General features: G+C 66.0%; 12 protein-coding genes and 1 pseudogene. 9 read left to right on the top strand and 4 right to left on the bottom strand.

Annotation, left to right across the window (positions count from 1 at the left end; translation table 11 throughout):
• Positions 1-80 precede the first annotated feature (80 nt).
• The gene (locus tag C0J29_RS25750) at positions 81-2,762 is read left to right on the top strand and encodes a cellulose binding domain-containing protein (protein ID WP_308494757.1); all 2,682 of its coding nucleotides are present in this window, start codon (positions 81-83) and stop codon (positions 2,760-2,762) included.
• Here the strand turns inward: C0J29_RS25750 and C0J29_RS25745 are convergent.
• Positions 2,757-4,424 (bottom strand): alpha-keto acid decarboxylase family protein, encoded by a 1,668-nt coding sequence (locus tag C0J29_RS25745; RefSeq protein WP_120793964.1) that lies wholly within the window; start codon positions 4,422-4,424, stop codon positions 2,757-2,759. The two genes, C0J29_RS25750 and C0J29_RS25745, sit on opposite strands and share 6 nt — an antisense overlap.
• A gap of 66 nt (positions 4,425-4,490) precedes the next feature.
• On the opposite strand from C0J29_RS25745, the gene C0J29_RS25740 reads away from it, so the two are divergent.
• The 4 genes from C0J29_RS25740 to C0J29_RS25725 are packed head-to-tail and all read left to right on the top strand — an operon-like array spanning position 4,491 to position 7,012.
• The gene (locus tag C0J29_RS25740; RefSeq protein ID WP_055580586.1) at positions 4,491-4,934 is read left to right on the top strand and encodes an SRPBCC family protein; all 444 of its coding nucleotides are present in this window, start codon (positions 4,491-4,493) and stop codon (positions 4,932-4,934) included.
• A gap of 6 nt (positions 4,935-4,940) precedes the next feature.
• A complete protein-coding gene (locus C0J29_RS25735) occupies positions 4,941-6,020 on the top strand; it encodes a CaiB/BaiF CoA transferase family protein (protein WP_065045173.1) in 1,080 nt (359 codons plus the stop codon).
• A gap of 57 nt (positions 6,021-6,077) precedes the next feature.
• Positions 6,078-6,533 carry an SRPBCC family protein gene (locus C0J29_RS25730; protein WP_082978044.1) on the top strand — a complete coding sequence of 152 codons (456 nt, stop codon included), beginning with the start codon at positions 6,078-6,080 and terminating at the stop codon, positions 6,531-6,533.
• A gap of 38 nt (positions 6,534-6,571) precedes the next feature.
• Positions 6,572-7,012 carry an SRPBCC family protein gene (locus tag C0J29_RS25725; RefSeq protein ID WP_065045172.1) on the top strand — a complete coding sequence of 147 codons (441 nt, stop codon included), beginning with the start codon at positions 6,572-6,574 and terminating at the stop codon, positions 7,010-7,012.
• On the opposite strand, the pseudogene C0J29_RS25720 reads toward C0J29_RS25725, so the two are convergent.
• Positions 7,009-8,181 (bottom strand): annotated as a pseudogene (locus tag C0J29_RS25720) (pyridoxal phosphate-dependent aminotransferase). The gene C0J29_RS25725 and the pseudogene C0J29_RS25720 sit on opposite strands and share 4 nt — an antisense overlap.
• A gap of 242 nt (positions 8,182-8,423) precedes the next feature.
• On the opposite strand from C0J29_RS25720, the gene C0J29_RS25715 reads away from it, so the two are divergent.
• Both C0J29_RS25715 and C0J29_RS25710 read left to right on the top strand, forming a co-directional pair.
• Complete coding sequence (locus C0J29_RS25715; protein ID WP_065044309.1) at positions 8,424-9,635, top strand: acetyl-CoA C-acetyltransferase; 1,212 nt, start codon at positions 8,424-8,426, stop codon at positions 9,633-9,635.
• Positions 9,636-9,639: 4 nt separating this feature from the next.
• Positions 9,640-11,784, top strand: coding sequence for a 3-hydroxyacyl-CoA dehydrogenase NAD-binding domain-containing protein (locus tag C0J29_RS25710; RefSeq protein ID WP_065044310.1), 2,145 nt, complete (start codon positions 9,640-9,642; stop codon positions 11,782-11,784).
• Positions 11,785-11,815: 31 nt separating this feature from the next.
• On the opposite strand, the gene C0J29_RS25705 is transcribed toward C0J29_RS25710, so the two are convergent.
• Positions 11,816-13,042 (bottom strand): FAD-dependent monooxygenase, encoded by a 1,227-nt coding sequence (locus tag C0J29_RS25705; RefSeq protein ID WP_120793963.1) that lies wholly within the window; start codon positions 13,040-13,042, stop codon positions 11,816-11,818.
• 76 nt (positions 13,043-13,118) lie between these two features.
• On the opposite strand from C0J29_RS25705, the gene C0J29_RS25700 reads away from it, so the two are divergent.
• Positions 13,119-13,676, top strand: coding sequence for a TetR/AcrR family transcriptional regulator (locus C0J29_RS25700; protein WP_120793962.1), 558 nt, complete (start codon positions 13,119-13,121; stop codon positions 13,674-13,676).
• Between the two features lie 178 nt (positions 13,677-13,854).
• Positions 13,855-14,838, top strand: a complete 984-nt coding sequence (locus C0J29_RS25695; protein WP_065044311.1) for an LLM class F420-dependent oxidoreductase — start codon at positions 13,855-13,857, stop codon at positions 14,836-14,838.
• Here C0J29_RS25695 and C0J29_RS25690 read toward each other — a convergent pair.
• The gene (locus tag C0J29_RS25690; protein ID WP_242460550.1) at positions 14,835-16,718 is read right to left on the bottom strand and encodes a serine/threonine-protein kinase; all 1,884 of its coding nucleotides are present in this window, start codon (positions 16,716-16,718) and stop codon (positions 14,835-14,837) included. The genes C0J29_RS25695 and C0J29_RS25690 overlap by 4 nt on opposite strands.
• Between the last annotated feature and the right edge of the window lie 3 nt (positions 16,719-16,721).

Below are 16,721 nucleotides of genomic sequence, written 5' to 3'. Positions count from 1 at the left end.
GTTGACACGCTGTGATGTGTCGGCAATTCTCCTTGTGATGTTCTCGTTATAAGCAAGTTATTGACGCGTGATCAAGGAAGATGGGCATGTCATATCTGACAACAACGCCGGACGTTCTGGCCACGGCTGCAAATTCTATTTCAGAAATCGGTTCTAATTTAAGTGCTGTGAATAATGCCGCGGCGATTCCCACGGCGAAGATACTGGCGGCCGCCGCCGACGAGGTGTCCGGGGCCATTGCGGTGCTGTTCAACTCCCACGCACATGAGTATCAGGTGCTCAGCGCCGAAGCATCGGCGTTTCAGGCGCGGGTGGTCAGGGGACTGACGGCCGCCGCCGGGGCCTATGCCGGCGCTGAGGCGAGCGGTGCGTCCCTGCTGCGGAATCTCGGTCAGCAAGCGACCGGCCTGGCGAACGCTGCCACCGGACGGGCCGGCGGCAGAGCCGCCGCGGCGGCGGCCACGCCGAGTGACGCGGCGAAAGCGCAGGTGAGCACCGCTTCTTCTCAGACTACGACCTCGGCGACGGTGACGCCCCAGTCGGGGGCGGGGTCAACGTCGGGCGCGACGGCGGCGACCGCCGGCACTGCTGGCGCGTCGGGATCGACGACTACGACGTCGGTGACGACGGCCCCGGCCGGCGCTGCGACGTCCGTGGCCGGCCCTGCGACCACCCAGGCCGGCGCTGCGACGACCGCGGCCGCAGCGACCACCGCGGCCAGTGGTGCCGGCACCGGCCTGACGGCCACTTATGCGACGTCTTCTCAGTGGAGTAACGGTTTTGTCGCCCATTACACGCTCACCAATACCGGTGCCACGCCCATGACCAACTGGCAGCTGCAATTCAGCATGCCGGGAAATGAATCCATCACTAATCTGTGGAACGGTCAGGTTGCGCAGTCGGGCACCCAGTACACGGTGACGCCCGAAAGTTATAACAGCACCATTGCGCCGGGTAGCTCGGTCACCGTCGGTTTTCAGGCGTCGCACTCCGGGGCCTACGCGGCTCCCACGAATCTTCTGGTGAACGGACATCCCGTCGGCGACACGGGCGCCGGTACCGGAACGGGGAGCACGGGAACGGGGGCCACGGGCACGGACACCACGGGTGGCACGGGCACGACCGGGGGCACGGGTACCAGCGGGGGCACGGGGACGGGCACCGGAGCAGGGACGGGGACCGGGACCGGGACCGCCGGCGGAACGGGGACGGGCACCGGGGCAGGGACGGGTACTACCGGCGGCACGGGGACGGGCACCAGCGGTGGCACGGGGACCGGGACCGGGACCGGCACCACCGGGGGGACCGGAACCGCTACCGGCACTGGCGGCCTGACCGCGACGTACACGGCGACGTCGCACTGGGACAACGGCTTCGTCGCCGACTACAAGATCACCAACACGGGCACCACACCCGTGACCAACTGGAACCTTCAATTCGATTTGCCGGCAAATGAATCCATCACCAGCGCCTGGAGCGGTCAGCTTGCCCACTCAGGTACGCACTACACCGTGACACCCGAGTCCTGGACGCAGACGATCGCTCCCGGTGACTCGGTCACCGTCGGCTTCCAGGCGACGCAAACGGGCTCCTACTCCGCGCCCACCAATCTCCTGCTCAACGGGCAGCCGGCGACCGGCGCCGGCGGCACTGCGACGGGCGGCACGTCGACCGGCGGCACAACGACCGGTGGCACCACGACGGGCGGCACCACGACGGGCGGCACCTCGACCGGCGGCACCTCGACGGGCGGTACTTCCACCGGAGGCACCGGCACGGGAACCGGGGGCACCGGCGGGACCGGGGTGTACTCGCCCTACGTCGACATCACGCTGTGGCCCGGCCCCAACGGATACGACTTCGCGACCGCTGCGCAAAACGGAGTCACCCACGCGACCCTCGCCTTCATCAACGCGGACCCCTCCGGCCACGCGGCCTGGGGCGGCTACCCGGCCTACGACGTCACGGGCGGTTCGGAGAGCGCCTTCATCAACAACCAGATCGCCAGCATGCACAACGCTGCCATCACCGGAACGATCTCGTTCGGTGGTGCATTCGGTACCGATCTGTCCGCGGTCAGCGGTCAGACTCCGGCTGCGCTGGCGCAGCAGTATGCGTCGGTGGTGAACGCCTACCACGTCTACAACCTCGACTTCGATGTCGAAGGCGCCTTGCAGGGCAACACCCAAGCCATGTCCACCCAGTCGAAGGCCATCGCCCTGCTGCAGCAGCAGATGGCGGCCAACGGCACGCCCGTGTCCGTCTCCTACACCCTTCCGGTGCTGCCGAGCGGCTTGGTCCCGGGGCAGGGCGGCGGCTTGAGCGTTCTGCAGACCGCTACGGCCAACGGCGTGAACATCTCACACGTGAACATCATGGCCATGGACTACGGCCCGGGCTTCGACCAGGCCGGAAACCCGGGCATGGGCCAGTACGCGATCGATGCCGCAACAGCCACCCACGGCCAACTGATGTCGCTGTACCCCTCGATGTCGAGCCAGCAGGCCTGGTCGATGCTCGGGGTGACGCCGCTGGTGGGAATCAACGACGACCCGCTCGAGATCTTCACGCTGGCCGACGCGCAGAAGCTGACGAACTTTGCCGTGCAGAACCACATCGGCGAACTGTCCATGTGGGAGTTGCCCCGCGACGTCTCGGGCACCCTGGGCGCTGTCGACGCCGTCGACGGCAGCGGGATCGTGCAGACACCGTTCCAGTTCTCGAAGATCTTCGAGCAGATCGAGGGCGCGCCCCGGTTATAAGCGCGGCGCCGGGTGCATGTTGCCCACGAGTTGCCCAAGCAGTGGCGGGATTTCGAGTCGCGGCAACACCACCTCGACGAAGACCATGCGGTCCTGGTTCTCGGCGGCCGCGGTGAGTGCCTCGTCGAGTTCGCCATAGGTCTGCGCCCGGAACGCGAGGTGGTTGGCCACCCCCAGCGTTGCGGGGACCTGGGTCCAGTTCCAGCCGACGATGTCGTTGTAGGGGGCGGTCTCTCCGTGGATCGCGCGTTCGACGGTGTAACCGTCGTTGTTGACCACCACGATGACGGGCGAGAGTCCTTCGCGGGAAAAGGAGCCGAGTTCCTGCACGGTCAACTGCGCCGCGCCGTCGCCGATCAGCAGCACCGTCCTGCGCTCCGGATGCGCCACCGCCGCGCCGAAGGCTGCAGGCAACGTGTAACCGATTGAGCCCCAAAGGGGTTGGCCGATGAAGGTGACGCCCTGAGGCAGCACGTGGTCGGCCATCCCGTAGAACGACGTGCCCTGATCGGCCAGCACCACGTTCCCGGGCGTCAGTGCCGCGCAGAGCCTGTCCCACAGCATTCGTTGGGTGAGCGGCTCGTCATGTGCGGGCGTGAGCGCCGGTGGCGGGTCCGCCGGTGCCGGGACGGCCGGCGACGTGATTCCGCGTTCGGTGAGGATCGCCGTCAACGCGGTGAGTGCGGCACTCATCTCCAGGGGCGCGAACACCTCGTCGGCCACGCTGCTCTGGTACTGGCCTATATCGATGGTGCGAGCCGGGTCGATCCGCTGGCTGAAGAAGCCGCTGACCATGTCGGTGAACACCACCCCCGCCGTCACCAGCACGGGCGCCTCTTCGACGGCCGTGCGGACCCGCTCGGTACTGGCCGTGCCCGCATAGATACCCATGAAGTTGGGCGAGCTTTCGTCGAGCAGGCTCTTGCCCCACATCAACGTGGCATGCGGCACAACGTCTGCGTCCAAGAGGGATTGGAGTTCGTCGACCGCTTGCAGACGGTGCACCAACAGGTCAGCGAGCACGGTCAATTGGTGGTCACCGATCAACTTGGTGGCGGCCTCGGTGAACATGGCCAAGGCGCGGGGGCTGGTACCCCCGCTGGTGCCGGGCAATGGGTTCGCGGGGGGTTCGGTGGGGAAGCGCGCCACGTCGGTGGACATCAGGATGTAGCCGGGACGCTTCTGCTCCCGGATTTCGCACAACACCCGGTCGATCTCCCGGCATGCTGTCGCCGGCATGAGATTGGTTTGAGCGCAGGTGATTTCGCGGCTTATCCGGAGGAAGTGCTCGAAGTCGCCGTCGCCGAGCGAGTGGTGTAGGGCACGGCGGGTGGCCTGCGCGTCTTTCGACGGCCCGCCGACGATGTGGACAACGGGCACGTGTTCGGCGTAACTGCCCGCGATGGCGTTGGCCAGCGATAGCTCACCGACGCCGAAAGTCGTTACCACAGCTGACAATCCGCGAAGGCGCCCGTAACCGTCGGCGGCATAGCCGGCGTTGAGTTCGTTGGCGTTGCCCACCCAGCGCAGCTTCGGGTGGGTCACGATGTGATCGAGGAACGCCAGGTTGTAGTCGCCCGGAACGCCGAAGATCTCCGAGATCCCGAGTTCGGCAAGGCGGTCGAGAAGATAATCACCGACGGTGTAAGCGGGATCAGTCACGCAGACGACGGTACGCCTGGAAAGAGCCTATTCCCGCCGGGCGCTGCCCGCGATATCGTGCGGGCCATGGCAATCAAAGAATCCCGCGAGATCGTCATCGAAGCCAGTCCCGAGGAGATCCTGGATGTCATCGCTGATTTTGAGGCGATGCCCGAGTGGTCCGAACCGCATCAGAGCGCGGAGATCCTCGAGACGGGAGCCGACGGGCGGCCCAGCAAGGTCAAGATGAAGGTCAAGGTCGCGGGGATCACGGACGAACAAGTGGTCGCCTACACGTGGAAAGACAATGAGGTGAGCTGGGAGTTGGTCAGCTCTGCCCAGCAGAAGGCGCAGGACGGGAAATACGTCCTCGTTCCCAAGGGCGACTCCACTCTGGTCAAGTTCGACCTCCTGGCGGACCCGAACGTGCCGCTCCCCGGCTTCGTCCTCAAGCGGGCCGTCAAGGGGACGATCGATTCGGCCACCAAGGATCTGCGCGAGCGCGTGCTGAAGGTGAAGAAGGGTAAGTAGCCGACAGTGGTTGGCGGGGGGCCACTGGCCGGGGTCAGGGTCATCGAACTCGGCGGCATCGGTCCGGGTCCGCACGCGGGCATGGTGTTGGCCGATCTGGGGGCGGATGTGGTGCGAGTGCGCCGGCCCGGCGGCCTGCAGATGCCCGCCGAAGACCGTGACCTGCTGCACCGCGGGAAGCGGATCGTCGACCTCGATGTCAAGACGCAGCCCGGTGCGCTGCTCGAACTGGCAGCCAAGGCCGACGTGCTGCTCGACTGCTTCCGGCCCGGCACCTGCGAGCGCCTCGGCATCGGGCCCGAGGAGTGCGCGGCCGTCAACCCCCGGCTGATCTACGCCCGCATCACCGGCTGGGGACAGGATGGGCCGCTGGCATCGACAGCGGGTCACGACATCAACTACTTGTCGCAGACCGGCGCGATGTCGGCCTTGGGTTATCGCGACCGGCCGCCGATGCCGCCGCTGAATCTGGTGGCCGATTTCGGCGGGGGCTCGATGCTGGTGCTGCTGGGCATCGTGACGGCGCTGTACGAGCGCGAGCGCTCGGGCCTCGGGCAGGTGATCGACGCCGCCATGGTCGACGGGGTCAGCGTGCTCGCCCAGATGATGTGGACGATGAAGTCGACCGGCGCGCTGCGCGACGAGCGCGAATCGTTCCTGCTCGACGGCGGCGCCCCGTTCTACCGCTGTTACGAGACCGCCGATGGCAAGTACATGGCCGTCGGCGCCATCGAGCCACAGTTCTTCGCGGCGCTGCTCGCCGGCCTGGGGCTGTCGGTGGACGAGGTGCCCGCGCAACTCGACGCCGGCGCCTTCCCGCGGATGCGTGAGTTGTTCACCGAGAAGTTCGCCGGTCGCACCCGCGATGAGTGGACCGAGGTGTTCGCCGGCACCGATGCCTGTGTGACCCCGGTGCTGACGTGGGCCGAAGCCGCCCGCGACGCTCATCTGACCGGTCGGTCGACGGTGATCACCGCCCACGGCGTCGAGCAGGCCGCGCCGGCGCCGCGGTTCTCCCGGACTCCGGCCCCGCCGGTGGGGCGGCCGCCGGCGCAGACTACGGCGCTCGCCGAAATAGGCTGGTAACAAGGTATTTGCCTGAACCGGGTCCGGGCTCGCCGTGGCGTTGCTAGCTTGAACTCGGTGGCTGTAAAAGCGTCGCGAGAATTCGTCATTGATGCGCCCCAGGAAGTGATCATGGAGGCGCTGGCAGACGTCAGCAATCTGACGTCTTGGTCATCGCTGCACAAAAGCGTTGAAGTGATCGACTATTACCCCGACGGACGGCCACACCACGTGCGGGCGACGGTCAAGATTCTGGGCCTGGTGGACAAGGAGATTCTCGAATACCACTGGGGTCCGGACTGGGTGTGCTGGGATGCCGATAAGACCTTCCAGCAACACGGTCAGCACGTCGAATACAAGCTCACCCCCGAAGGTCTCGACAAGACCCGGGTGCGGTTCGACGTCACCGTGGAACCGTCCGGCCCGATTCCCGGCTTCATCGTCCGGCGGGCGAGTGAGCAGATTCTGGATGCCGCGGCCAAGGGCTTGCAGAAACGCGTTATGGGCGACATTTCGGATCAGGACGAAAAGTGACCTTTTCGACCGGTCATCGATTGCTAGTTTGAACGACAGTGGCCATTCAAGCATCGAGTGAAGTCGTTATCGACGCACCACCGGACGTCATCATCGACGCGCTTGCCGACATGCAGGCGGTGCCGTCGTGGTCGTCGGTGCACAAGCGGGCCGAAGTCGTCGAAACCTGGCCCGATGGCCGGCCCCGCTATGTGAAGGTCGCCATCAAGGTGGTGGGCATCATCGACCGGGAGCTGCTCGAGTATCACTGGGGCCCGGACTGGGTGGTGTGGGATGCCAAGAAGACCAAACAGCAACACGGTCAGCACGGCGAGTACAACCTGAGCCGCGAGGGCGACGAGAAGACGAGGGTGCGGTTCACCATCACCGTCGAACCCTCGGCGCCGCTGCCCGAATTCCTGGTCAACCGCGCCCGCAAGAAGATCCTCGACGCGGCGACCGAGGGACTGCGACGCCGCGTGATGGGAAGCCTCGGCTAGTCCTCGCGCAGCGCTTCGAGTCTGCTGACCGCCTCGTCGAGGGTGTCCTCACGTTTGCAGAATGTGAAGCGCACCAGGTGATTCTATACATCGGCGTGCTCGGCCGCCGGATCGCAGAAGGCCGACATCGGGATGGCCGCCACGCCGACCTTCTCCGGTAGCGCCGCGCAGAAGGCCGAGCTGTCGTCGTAGCCCAGCGGACGCGGGTCGGCACACAGAAAGTAGGTGCCGAAGCTGTCGTGCACCTCGAAGCCGACCTTTCTCAGTCCCGAGGCCAGCCGGTCCCGTCGAGCCTGCAGCGAATCGCGCAGGGCCCTCACCCAGTCGTCTTCGGTGTCCAGCGCCAGCGCCACCGCAGGCTGAAACGGCGCCCCGCCGACATAGCTGAGGTACTGCTTGGCTGCGCGCACGCCGGCGATCAGGTCTGCGGGCCCACATGCCCAGCCGATCTTCCAGCCGGTGCAGTTGAACATCTTGGCCGCGCTCGAGATGGTGACGGTGCGCTCGGCCATGCCGTCGAACCCGGCGAGTGGTAGGTGGGTGAGGTCGTCATAGACCAGGTGCTCGTACACCTCGTCAGTGATCACGAGCAGGTCGGCGGCCACCGCGAGCTCGGCGATGGCCTGAAGTTCGCTGTGGCTGAGCACCGCTCCGGTGGGATTGTGCGGGGAATTGACGATCAGGGCGCGCGTTCGCGGGGTGATCGCGCGGCGCAGTGCGTCGACGTCCAGAGCGAAACCGCGGCCGTCGGCCACCAGGGGCACCGCGACCCGGTGTGCGCCGGCCATCGCCACCACGGGGGAGTAGGAGTCGTAGAAGGGCTCGATCAAGAGCACCTCCGAGCCGGGCTCCACCAGGCCCAGCACGGCGCTGGCGATGGCCTCCGTGGCGCCGACCGTGACCAGCACCTCGGTGTCGGGGTCGTAGACGACGCCGAAATGGCGGTGGCGCTGTGCGGCGATGGCCTGTCTCAGCGGTGCGATGCCCAACCCGGGCGGGTACTGGTTGACGCCCGCGGCGATGGCGTCCTGCGCGGCTTTGAGCATCTGCGGGGGCCCGTCCTCATCGGGAAAGCCCTGGCCGAGGTTCACCGCGCCGATCCGCGCGGCCAGCGCCGACATCTCGGCGAACACCGTGGTCGCGTAGGGCTGCAGCCGCGTGACCGTCATGGTGGTCGAGCTTATTGGGCTTCGCGGTGGCCGAGTGTGCGGCCAGCTTCACGCTCGACGCCGAGCGTGCGGCCAGCTTCACGCTCGCGCCGGGTGGGCCGGGTGCATCGGACCGCCCAGCGCCCTGACCTGCGAACTCCCTCCCAACCAACAGGTTGGCCGAAGCCCCTGTTAGTGTTTCTTTCCTGGACCTACTCTTTAAGACGGATCCAAACCCTCCCTTTTTGGAACAGGAAACCGACATGTCCGAAGAAGCCTTCATCTACGAGGCCATCCGCACGCCGCGCGGCAAGCAACGCAACGGCGCGCTGAACGAAGTCAAGCCACTGAACCTGGTCGTGGGCCTCATCGAGGAGCTGCGCAAGCGCAACCCTGACCTCGACGAGAACCTGATCAGCGACGTCATCCTGGGCTGCGTCTCGCCCGTGGGCGACCAGGGCGGTGACATCGCCCGCGCCGCGGTGCTGGCCTCCGGCATGCCCGTCACCTCCGGCGGCGTCCAGCTCAACCGGTTCTGCGCATCGGGCCTCGAGGCCGTCAACACCGCCGCGCAGAAGGTGCGCTCGGGCTGGGACGACATGGTGCTGGCCGGTGGTGTGGAGTCGATGAGCCGCGTGCCGATGGGATCCGACGGCGGCGCCATGGGCCTGGACCCGGCCACCAACTACGACGTCATGTTCGTCCCGCAGGGCATCGGCGCCGACCTGATCGCCACCATCGAGGGCTTCACCCGCGACGACGTGGACAACTACGCCCTGCGCAGCCAGGAGAAGGCCGCCGAGGCGTGGTCTGGCGGCTACTTCGCCAAGTCCGTCGTCCCGGTCCGCGACCAGAACGGTCTGCTGATCCTCGACCACGACGAGCACATGCGGCCCGACACCACCAAGGAAGGTCTGGGCAAACTGAAGCCGGCCTTCGAGGCCCTCGCGGCCATGGGTGGCTTCGACGACGTGGCGCTGCAGAAGTACCACTACGTCGAGAAGATCAACCACGTCCACACCGGTGGCAACAGCTCCGGCATCGTCGACGGCGCCGCGCTCGTGCTGATCGGTAGCGAGGCCGCCGGCAAGTCGCAGGGCCTGACCCCGCGTGCCCGCATCGTCGCCACCGCGACCAGCGGCGCCGACCCGGTGATCATGCTCACCGGCCCGACCCCGGCCACCCTCAAGGTGCTCGACCGCGCCGGCCTGACCGTCGACGACATCGACCTGTTCGAGCTGAACGAGGCCTTCGCCTCGGTGGTGCTGAAGTTCCAGAAGGACCTGAACATCCCGGACGAGAAGCTCAACGTCAACGGCGGTGCGATCGCCATGGGCCACCCGCTGGGTGCCACCGGCGCCATGATCATGGGCACCATGGTCGACGAGCTGGAGCGCCGCAACGCCCAGCGCGCGCTGGTGACGCTTTGTATTGGCGGCGGCATGGGTGTCGCGACGATCATCGAGAGGGTGTAAGTACATGGCCGACAACACAATTCAGTGGGACAAGGATGCCGACGGCATCGTCACGCTGACCCTGGACGACCCGTCGGGGTCGGCCAACGTGATGAACGAGGCTTACATCGAGTCGATGGGCAAGGCGGTCGATCGCCTTGTCGCGGAGAAGGATTCGATCACCGGCGTGGTGATCACCAGCGCCAAGAAGACCTTCTTCGCCGGCGGTGACGTCAAGAGCATGATCCAGATCGGTCCGGAGAACGCCGGTGAAGCATTTGATCTGGTCGAGAACGTCAAGAAGCAGTTGCGCACGCTCGAGACCCTGGGCAAGCCGGTCGTGGCGGCCCTCAACGGCGCCGCGCTCGGCGGCGGCCTAGAGATCGCGCTGGCCTGCCACCACCGGATCGCGGCCGACGTCAAGGGAGCTCAGTTCGGCTTCCCCGAGGCGACGCTGGGTCTGTTGCCGGGTGCCGGCGGTGTGACCCGCAGCGTCCGGATGTTCGGCATCCAGAATGCCTTCGTCAACATCCTGTCGCAGGGCACCCGGTTCAAGCCGGCCAAGGCCAAGGAGCTCGGTCTGATCGACGAGCTGCTGCCGACGGTCGAGGAGTTGGTGCCTGCCGCCAAGGCGTGGATCAAGGCCAACCCCGACAGCCACGAGCAGCCGTGGGACAAGAAGGGCTACAAGATGCCCGGCGGCACACCGTCGTCGCCAGGGCTGGCGTCGATCCTGCCGTCGTTCCCCGCCTTGCTGCGTAAGCAGATCAAGGGTGCGCCGATGCCGGCGCCGAAGGCGATCCTGTCGGCCGCGGTCGAGGGCGCGCAGGTGGACTTCGACACGGCCAGCCGCATCGAGAGCCGTTACTTCACCACGCTGGTCACCGGCCAGGTGTCGAAGAACATGATCCAGGCGTTCTTCTTCGACCTGCAGGCCATCAACGCCGGCAAGTCACGCCCGGACGGCATCGAGCCGGTCAAGATCAACAAGATCGGTGTGCTCGGCGCCGGCATGATGGGCGCGGGCATCGCCTACGTCTCGGCCAAAGCCGGCTACGACGTGGTCCTCAAAGATGTGAGCATCGAGGCCGCGCAGAAGGGTAAGGGTTACTCCGAGAAGCTGGAGGCCAAGGCGCTGGAGCGGGGCCGCACCACGCAGGAGAAGAGCGACGCTCTGCTGGCGCGCATCACTCCGACCGCCGACCCCGCCGACTTCAAGGGCGTCGACTTCGTGATCGAGGCCGTTTTCGAGAGCCAGGACCTCAAGCACAAGGTCTTCCAGGAGATCGAGGACATCGTCGAGCCCAACGCACTGCTCGGCTCCAACACCTCGACGCTGCCCATCACCGGTCTGGCGACTGGCGTCAAGCGGCAGGAGGACTTCATCGGGATCCACTTCTTCTCGCCGGTCGACAAGATGCCCCTGGTGGAGATCATCAAGGGCGAGAAGACTTCTGACGAGGCGCTGGCCCGGGTGTTCGACTACACGCTGGCCATCGGCAAGACCCCGATCGTGGTCAACGACAGCCGCGGTTTCTTCACCTCACGCGTGATCGGCACCTTCGTCAACGAGGCGCTGGCGATGCTGGGCGAGGGTGTCGAGCCGGCCAGCATCGAGCAGGCGGGTTCGCAGGCCGGTTACCCGGCGCCGCCGTTGCAGCTCTCCGACGAGCTCAACCTGGAGCTGATGCACAAGATCGCGGTCGCTACCCGCAAGGGTGTCGAGGACGCCGGCGGCAAGTATGAGCCGCACCCGGCAGAAGCCGTGGTGGAGAAGATGATTGAGGTCGGACGGTCGGGCCGTCTCAAGGGCGCCGGCTTCTACGAGTACCCCGACGGCAAGCGTTCCGGTTTGTGGCCGGGCCTGCGGGAGACGTTCAAGTCAGGTTCGGTTGAGCTGCCGCTGCAGGACATGATCGACCGGATGCTGTTCGCCGAGGCGCTGGAAACTCAGAAGTGCCTCGACGAGAACGTGCTGATGACCACTGCCGACGCGAACATCGGATCGATCATGGGCATCGGGTTTCCGCCGTGGACCGGTGGTAGCGCGCAGTACATCGTCGGTTACGAGGGTCCGCTCGGCCGGGGCAAGGAAGCCTTCGTGGCCCGCGCCCGCGAGCTGGCCGAGAAGTACGGCGACCGGTTCCTGCCGCCGGACTCACTCACGTAAGGTCTGACACGACACGAAATCGCCCTTTCGCCTAGCGAAATGGGCGATTTTGTGTCTGCTCGAACTGGTAAGCCGGGTACTGCATGGTGTCGTAGAGCCGCACGCCCTTGCTATTGAGCTTGGCGACGGCCCGGCTCAGCCCGGCCGGCAGGGCCGAGATCAGTTGTGCGCCAAGCGTCAGCGCCCACACGCCGGCTGCGGAACCCGGGACGATGCTCTTGGCCGCGGTGCGGGCGAAGGCACGGCTGTGGCGGACGGGGTCGGCCATCAGCCGCTGGTAGGACGCAAAGGCCCGCGGGTAGTCGCCGGCGGCTTGCGCCAGTTCGCCGGCAAGTATGTAGGCGCCGAGGACCGCGAGGCTGGTGCTGCCGCCGACGCCGGGGCCGGGACAATAACCGGCATCCCCGACCAGGGTGACCCGGCCGCGCGACCAGGTGTCCAGCTGCAACTGGGTGATCGAGTCGAAGTAGAAGGGGGCTTCGCCGCCGAGCCGGTCGAGCCAGCGATCCACCTGCGGATGCATGCCGCTGAATGCATCACGCAGTAATTCCTTCTGCCGCGTCACATCTCGATGGTGGTAGCGCAGCTCATCCTGGGTGCGAAACACGAACACTGCGCGTGCATCCTGCAGAGGTGCTGCGGTGTAGATCATCGCGATGCGTCCGGTACCCAAGTGGCCTTCTGATTCTCCCTCGCGGGCGAACGATTTGGGCACCGACAACATCGCGAGGTGCCCGCCCAGAAACCGGGTGTGTCCGGCGTCGGGTCCGAACACCAACTGACGTACGTGAGAGTGCAGACCGTCTGCGCCGACGATGACGTCGTAGTGACGGGTTCCAGCCTGATCGAAAGTCACATCGCCGTCCGGTGATATCGCGCTTATCGAGTCACCGAACAGGTACTCGACGCCGTCGCGGCCCGCGTTGTAGTAGACCTCGCTGAGATCGTCGCGCATGATCTCCACGTGCCGGTCCGACACCGCACCAAGGACTTTGGTCAGGTCTACTCCTGCCGGCGCGCGGGCGCCCTCTCGGTGCAGCGTCAATTGCGTTGTGCCGGTGGCCAGTTCCTCGATCTGTGGCAATACGCCCATTTTCTCCGAGATTTCCATCGCGGGCCGAAACAGATCGATGGCGTGGCCACCGGTCTTACGCAGCTGCGGTGCTCGTTCGACGACGGTGACGTCGAAGCCGTATTTCGTTAACCAGTAGGCCAGAACGGGGCCGGCGATGCTGGCGCCAGAGACCAGGACTCGCATCAGCTGCCTCCTTACTTAACGTTCGGTAAGCATAGCATCGTCACTTACCTATCGGTAGGTCAGCTAGGCTGTACTAGTGACCAAGCCCAGGTCAGACACCAGACAGCGCATCCAGGAAGCGGCACGTGGACTGTTCGGCCGGCAGGGCGTGCAGCGCACCAGCCTGCAGGACATCGCCGACGAGCTGGGTATCACCAAACCCGCGCTGTACTACCACTTCGCGTCTCGTGAAGACCTGGTGCGCAGCATCCTGGTGCCGCTGATCGAAGAGGGCGAGCGATTCGTCGCCGAACACGAGGGCCGCGCCGCCGTCGACGTCCGAGAGCTGGTCTATGGCTACTTCGACTTCCACTACCGGCACCGCCGAGACCTGATGCTGGTGTTGGCGGATTCGACGATGCTTGCCGAACTGGGCCTGATCGACACCGTGCTGGCGTGGCGGGAACGGCTTGGCCGGCTGGTGTTCGGTCCCGAGCCGACACTGGCGCAGGCGGCCCGCGGCGTGCTCGCGTTCGGCGGCTTGCAGGACTGTTGCATTCAGTTCGCCGAGGCGCCGCATGACGAGTTGCGGGAGTGCTCGGTGCAAGCCGCGCTCGATGCACTGGGCGTATCGGGTAGAGGCCGGAAAAGCTAGGTCTGACGGCGTTCCTCCTCCTCGGGTCGTTCCGGCCCGCATCGTCGGAGCGCTGGGTTTGATGGCGTTCCTCCTCCTCGGGTCGTTCCGGCCCGCATCGTCGGAGCGCTGGGTTTGATGGCGTTCCTCCTCCTCGGGCCGTTCCGGCCCGCATCGTCGGAGCGCTAAAGTCACGGCTATGCGCTTCGGTCTCTTCATCCCGCAAGGCTGGCGAATGGATCTCGTCGGCATCGAACCCGAACAGCACTGGGCGGTGATGCGCGATCTGGCCACCTACGCCGACGGCGGCGCCTGGGATTCGCTGTGGGTCTACGACCACTTCCACACCGTCCCGCTGCCCAGCGACCAGGCCACCCACGAGGCGTGGTCGTTGATGTCGGCCTACGCCGCGGTCACGTCCCGCATCAAGCTGGGCCAGATGTGCACCGCGATGAGCTACCGCAACCCGGTCTATCTCGCGAAGGTCGCGGCCACCGCCGACATCATCTCCGGCGGACGCGTCCAGATGGGCATCGGCGGCGGCTGGTACGAACACGAGTGGCGTGCCTACGGTTACGGATTCCCGTCAGCCGGCGTGCGATTGGGGCGACTCGACGAGGGCGTGCAGATCATGCGCGACGCCTGGCGCGACGGGAAGGTTAGCTTCGAGGGAAAGCATTATCAGGTCGACGGCGCGATCGTGGCACCGAAGCCGTTGCAATCCAACGGCATTCCGCTGTGGATCGCCGGCGGGGGTGAGAAGGTGACGTTGCGCATCGCGGCCCAGTACGCGCAGTACACCAACTTCACCCCCGAACTCGAAGCGTTCGCCCACAAGTCGCAGGTGCTGGCCGAGCACTGCGGCAGGCTGGGCACCGATTTCGATGCGATCGTGCGGTCGGCCAACTTCACTGCCGTAGTCGGCACATCGGAAGCCGACGTCAACGACCGCAAACAGCGGGTGCGTGACCGCCTGGACGGCTATGTGCCTGACGCGGTGGCGGATTCGATGGTGGGTGGCATGCCGGATTCGACGATGGGCACGACGGAGCAGGTGATCGAGCGGCTATCCAAGGTCCGCGATCTCGGCTGCGAATACGCGATCTGCTACTTCCCCGAGGCGGCATATGACCGCTCCGGTATCGAATTGTTTGAGCGCGAAGTGATCCCCGCGCTGAGTTAATCGCCGGTGCGGGTGAAGGTTTGATCGAAGGGTGTGTCGACCGTGCACGCGCGGGTCTGCGTCTGGTGCCCGTGCCCACTGAGCCGCTGAATGGGATTCTCCGTCGGCTGCGGCAGGGGAAACTCGGCGACGACATTGAAATGCAAAGTGCCCCCGGCCGGACACGGATAATCGGCGTCCGCGGTCAACGCCCAGATGCCGTGCTGGAAAACCAGGGGGTTGTCGCCCCCTTTCCCGTGGAAATAGCTCATACAGCGATCACCGGTGCGCAGGCAGGTCGTGACGACGGTGGTATCTACGGGCTCCGTCGGAATGGCTGATGAGGGGTAAGTCCGCAGCACTTGGTAGTGGCCGTACAAAGCCTCCGCCGGCGACACCACCCGCGGCGGGACGGTAGCCGGGTCAGCGACTGTGTCGACATCGAGATCGCCTGTGCGAGTAAAGGTTACCGGTCTCTTGTCCCGGCAGTTGGTGGCACTGGTCCGGGTCATCTCCCCGGTGAGGGTGCCATCGGCGCCCAGCTGCATGGAGAACGCCAGCCAGAATTCGGATTTCGTCGAAAGGCACTCATCATTGATCACCGCCACCGCCAGCCACCGGCCGTCGACTTCGTCGAACACCATCGTCTTAGCCAGATCATTTGGCCTACCCAGAGATTCGACCGTCGCCACACATGCGGCGCCTCGGCACGCCGAACGGAGCCCGTAGCTGGCGGTGGCCGGCGGCGCGCCATGGTTGTTACCGTCGAGATCGGTGGCGGCGCCGAAATCCGCTTTGTAGCGGCCATTCAATGGGCCAGGGGTCAGCGGCGCATCGGAGGTGGTGGTCGGAACGCTGACCGGCGTCGCCGATGTGGTGGTGCTGGTGGTTGTCGCGGGCGCGGCTACCGGCTTGTGCGTGAGCTTGAACCCGGCGAAGACCCCGCCACCGACTAGGAGCGCGACGCCAACCAGTGCGGCGATCAGAGCACCCGACCGCTTTCGCGGTGGCCGGGCGACGGGCGCGGTGACGAGGTGGTCCGGCGCGGTGATCGGGGCCCGGCCGTCGAGGTGCCTGCGCAGTTGAGAGGCAAACTCACTGCAGGTGGCGAACCGGTCGGAGGGTTCCTTGGCCATGGCCCGCGTGAACACCGGGTCAAGGCTCCGCAGCTCGTCATGCTGGTCTCCCACCGACGGGGGCGGAGCGTACAGATGGTGGGTGATGACGACGGCCGCGTTGTCGTCGGGATACGGCGGCGCGCCGGTCAGCAGATGAAAGGCCGTGCACGCCAACGCATATTGGTCGGCACGTCCGTCGATCGGATCACCCCGGAGTTGTTCGGGCGCGGCGTAGGCAACGGTGCCGACCGCCACGTTGGTCTCGGTCAATCCCGCGGAGTCGTCGATGCGTCGTGCGATGCCGAAGTCGGCCAGATACACGCGGCGGTCCTGACCGTCGGGATCGGCCAGCAGGATGTTGGCCGGTTTGACGTCGCGGTGCAGCAGTCCGCGGTCGTGCGCGTAATCCAGCGCGGCTGCGACCGCGGCGACGAGGGGCAGCACCTCCTCGGCGGGCATGCCCGACGGGTACTGGTCTTTGAGCAACCGGGAGGCGTCGGTCCCGGCCACGTAATCCATCGAGATCCAGAATTGGCCGTCGAATTCCCCGCGGTCCTGAACTCCGACGATGTGCGGATGGGACAAACCCGCGGCGAGTTCTGCCTCGCGGTTGAACCGCGCCCGATACTCGGCATCGTTGGTGAACTCTGCGGGCAGCACTTTGAGCGCATCCTCGCGAGGCAGACGCGGATGCGTCGCCAGATACACGGTGCCCATGCCGCCCGCACCCAGCACGCGCAGGATGGTGTATCCGGCGAATGCTTGCCCAGCATTGAGCGACACGGT

The sequence above is a fragment of the Mycobacterium paragordonae genome, from assembly GCF_003614435.1.
Taxonomy (GTDB): domain Bacteria; phylum Actinomycetota; class Actinomycetes; order Mycobacteriales; family Mycobacteriaceae; genus Mycobacterium; species Mycobacterium paragordonae.
The sequence above is the reverse complement of the archived record's forward strand: the minus strand, read 5'-3'. Positions and strand labels throughout refer to the sequence as shown.

Excerpts from the sequence above, each read along its gene's own strand:
- C0J29_RS25750 (WP_308494757.1), top strand. The coding sequence starts at position 81 with ATGGGCATGTCATATCTGACAACAACGCCGGACGTTCTGGCCACGGCT.
- C0J29_RS25740 (WP_055580586.1), top strand. The coding sequence starts at position 4,491 with ATGGCAATCAAAGAATCCCGCGAGATCGTCATCGAAGCCAGTCCCGAG.
- C0J29_RS25715 (WP_065044309.1), top strand. The coding sequence starts at position 8,424 with ATGTCCGAAGAAGCCTTCATCTACGAGGCCATCCGCACGCCGCGCGGC.
- C0J29_RS25710 (WP_065044310.1), top strand. The coding sequence starts at position 9,640 with ATGGCCGACAACACAATTCAGTGGGACAAGGATGCCGACGGCATCGTC.
- C0J29_RS25705 (WP_120793963.1), bottom strand. The coding sequence starts at position 13,042 with ATGCGAGTCCTGGTCTCTGGCGCCAGCATCGCCGGCCCCGTTCTGGCC.
- C0J29_RS25695 (WP_065044311.1), top strand. The coding sequence starts at position 13,855 with ATGCGCTTCGGTCTCTTCATCCCGCAAGGCTGGCGAATGGATCTCGTC.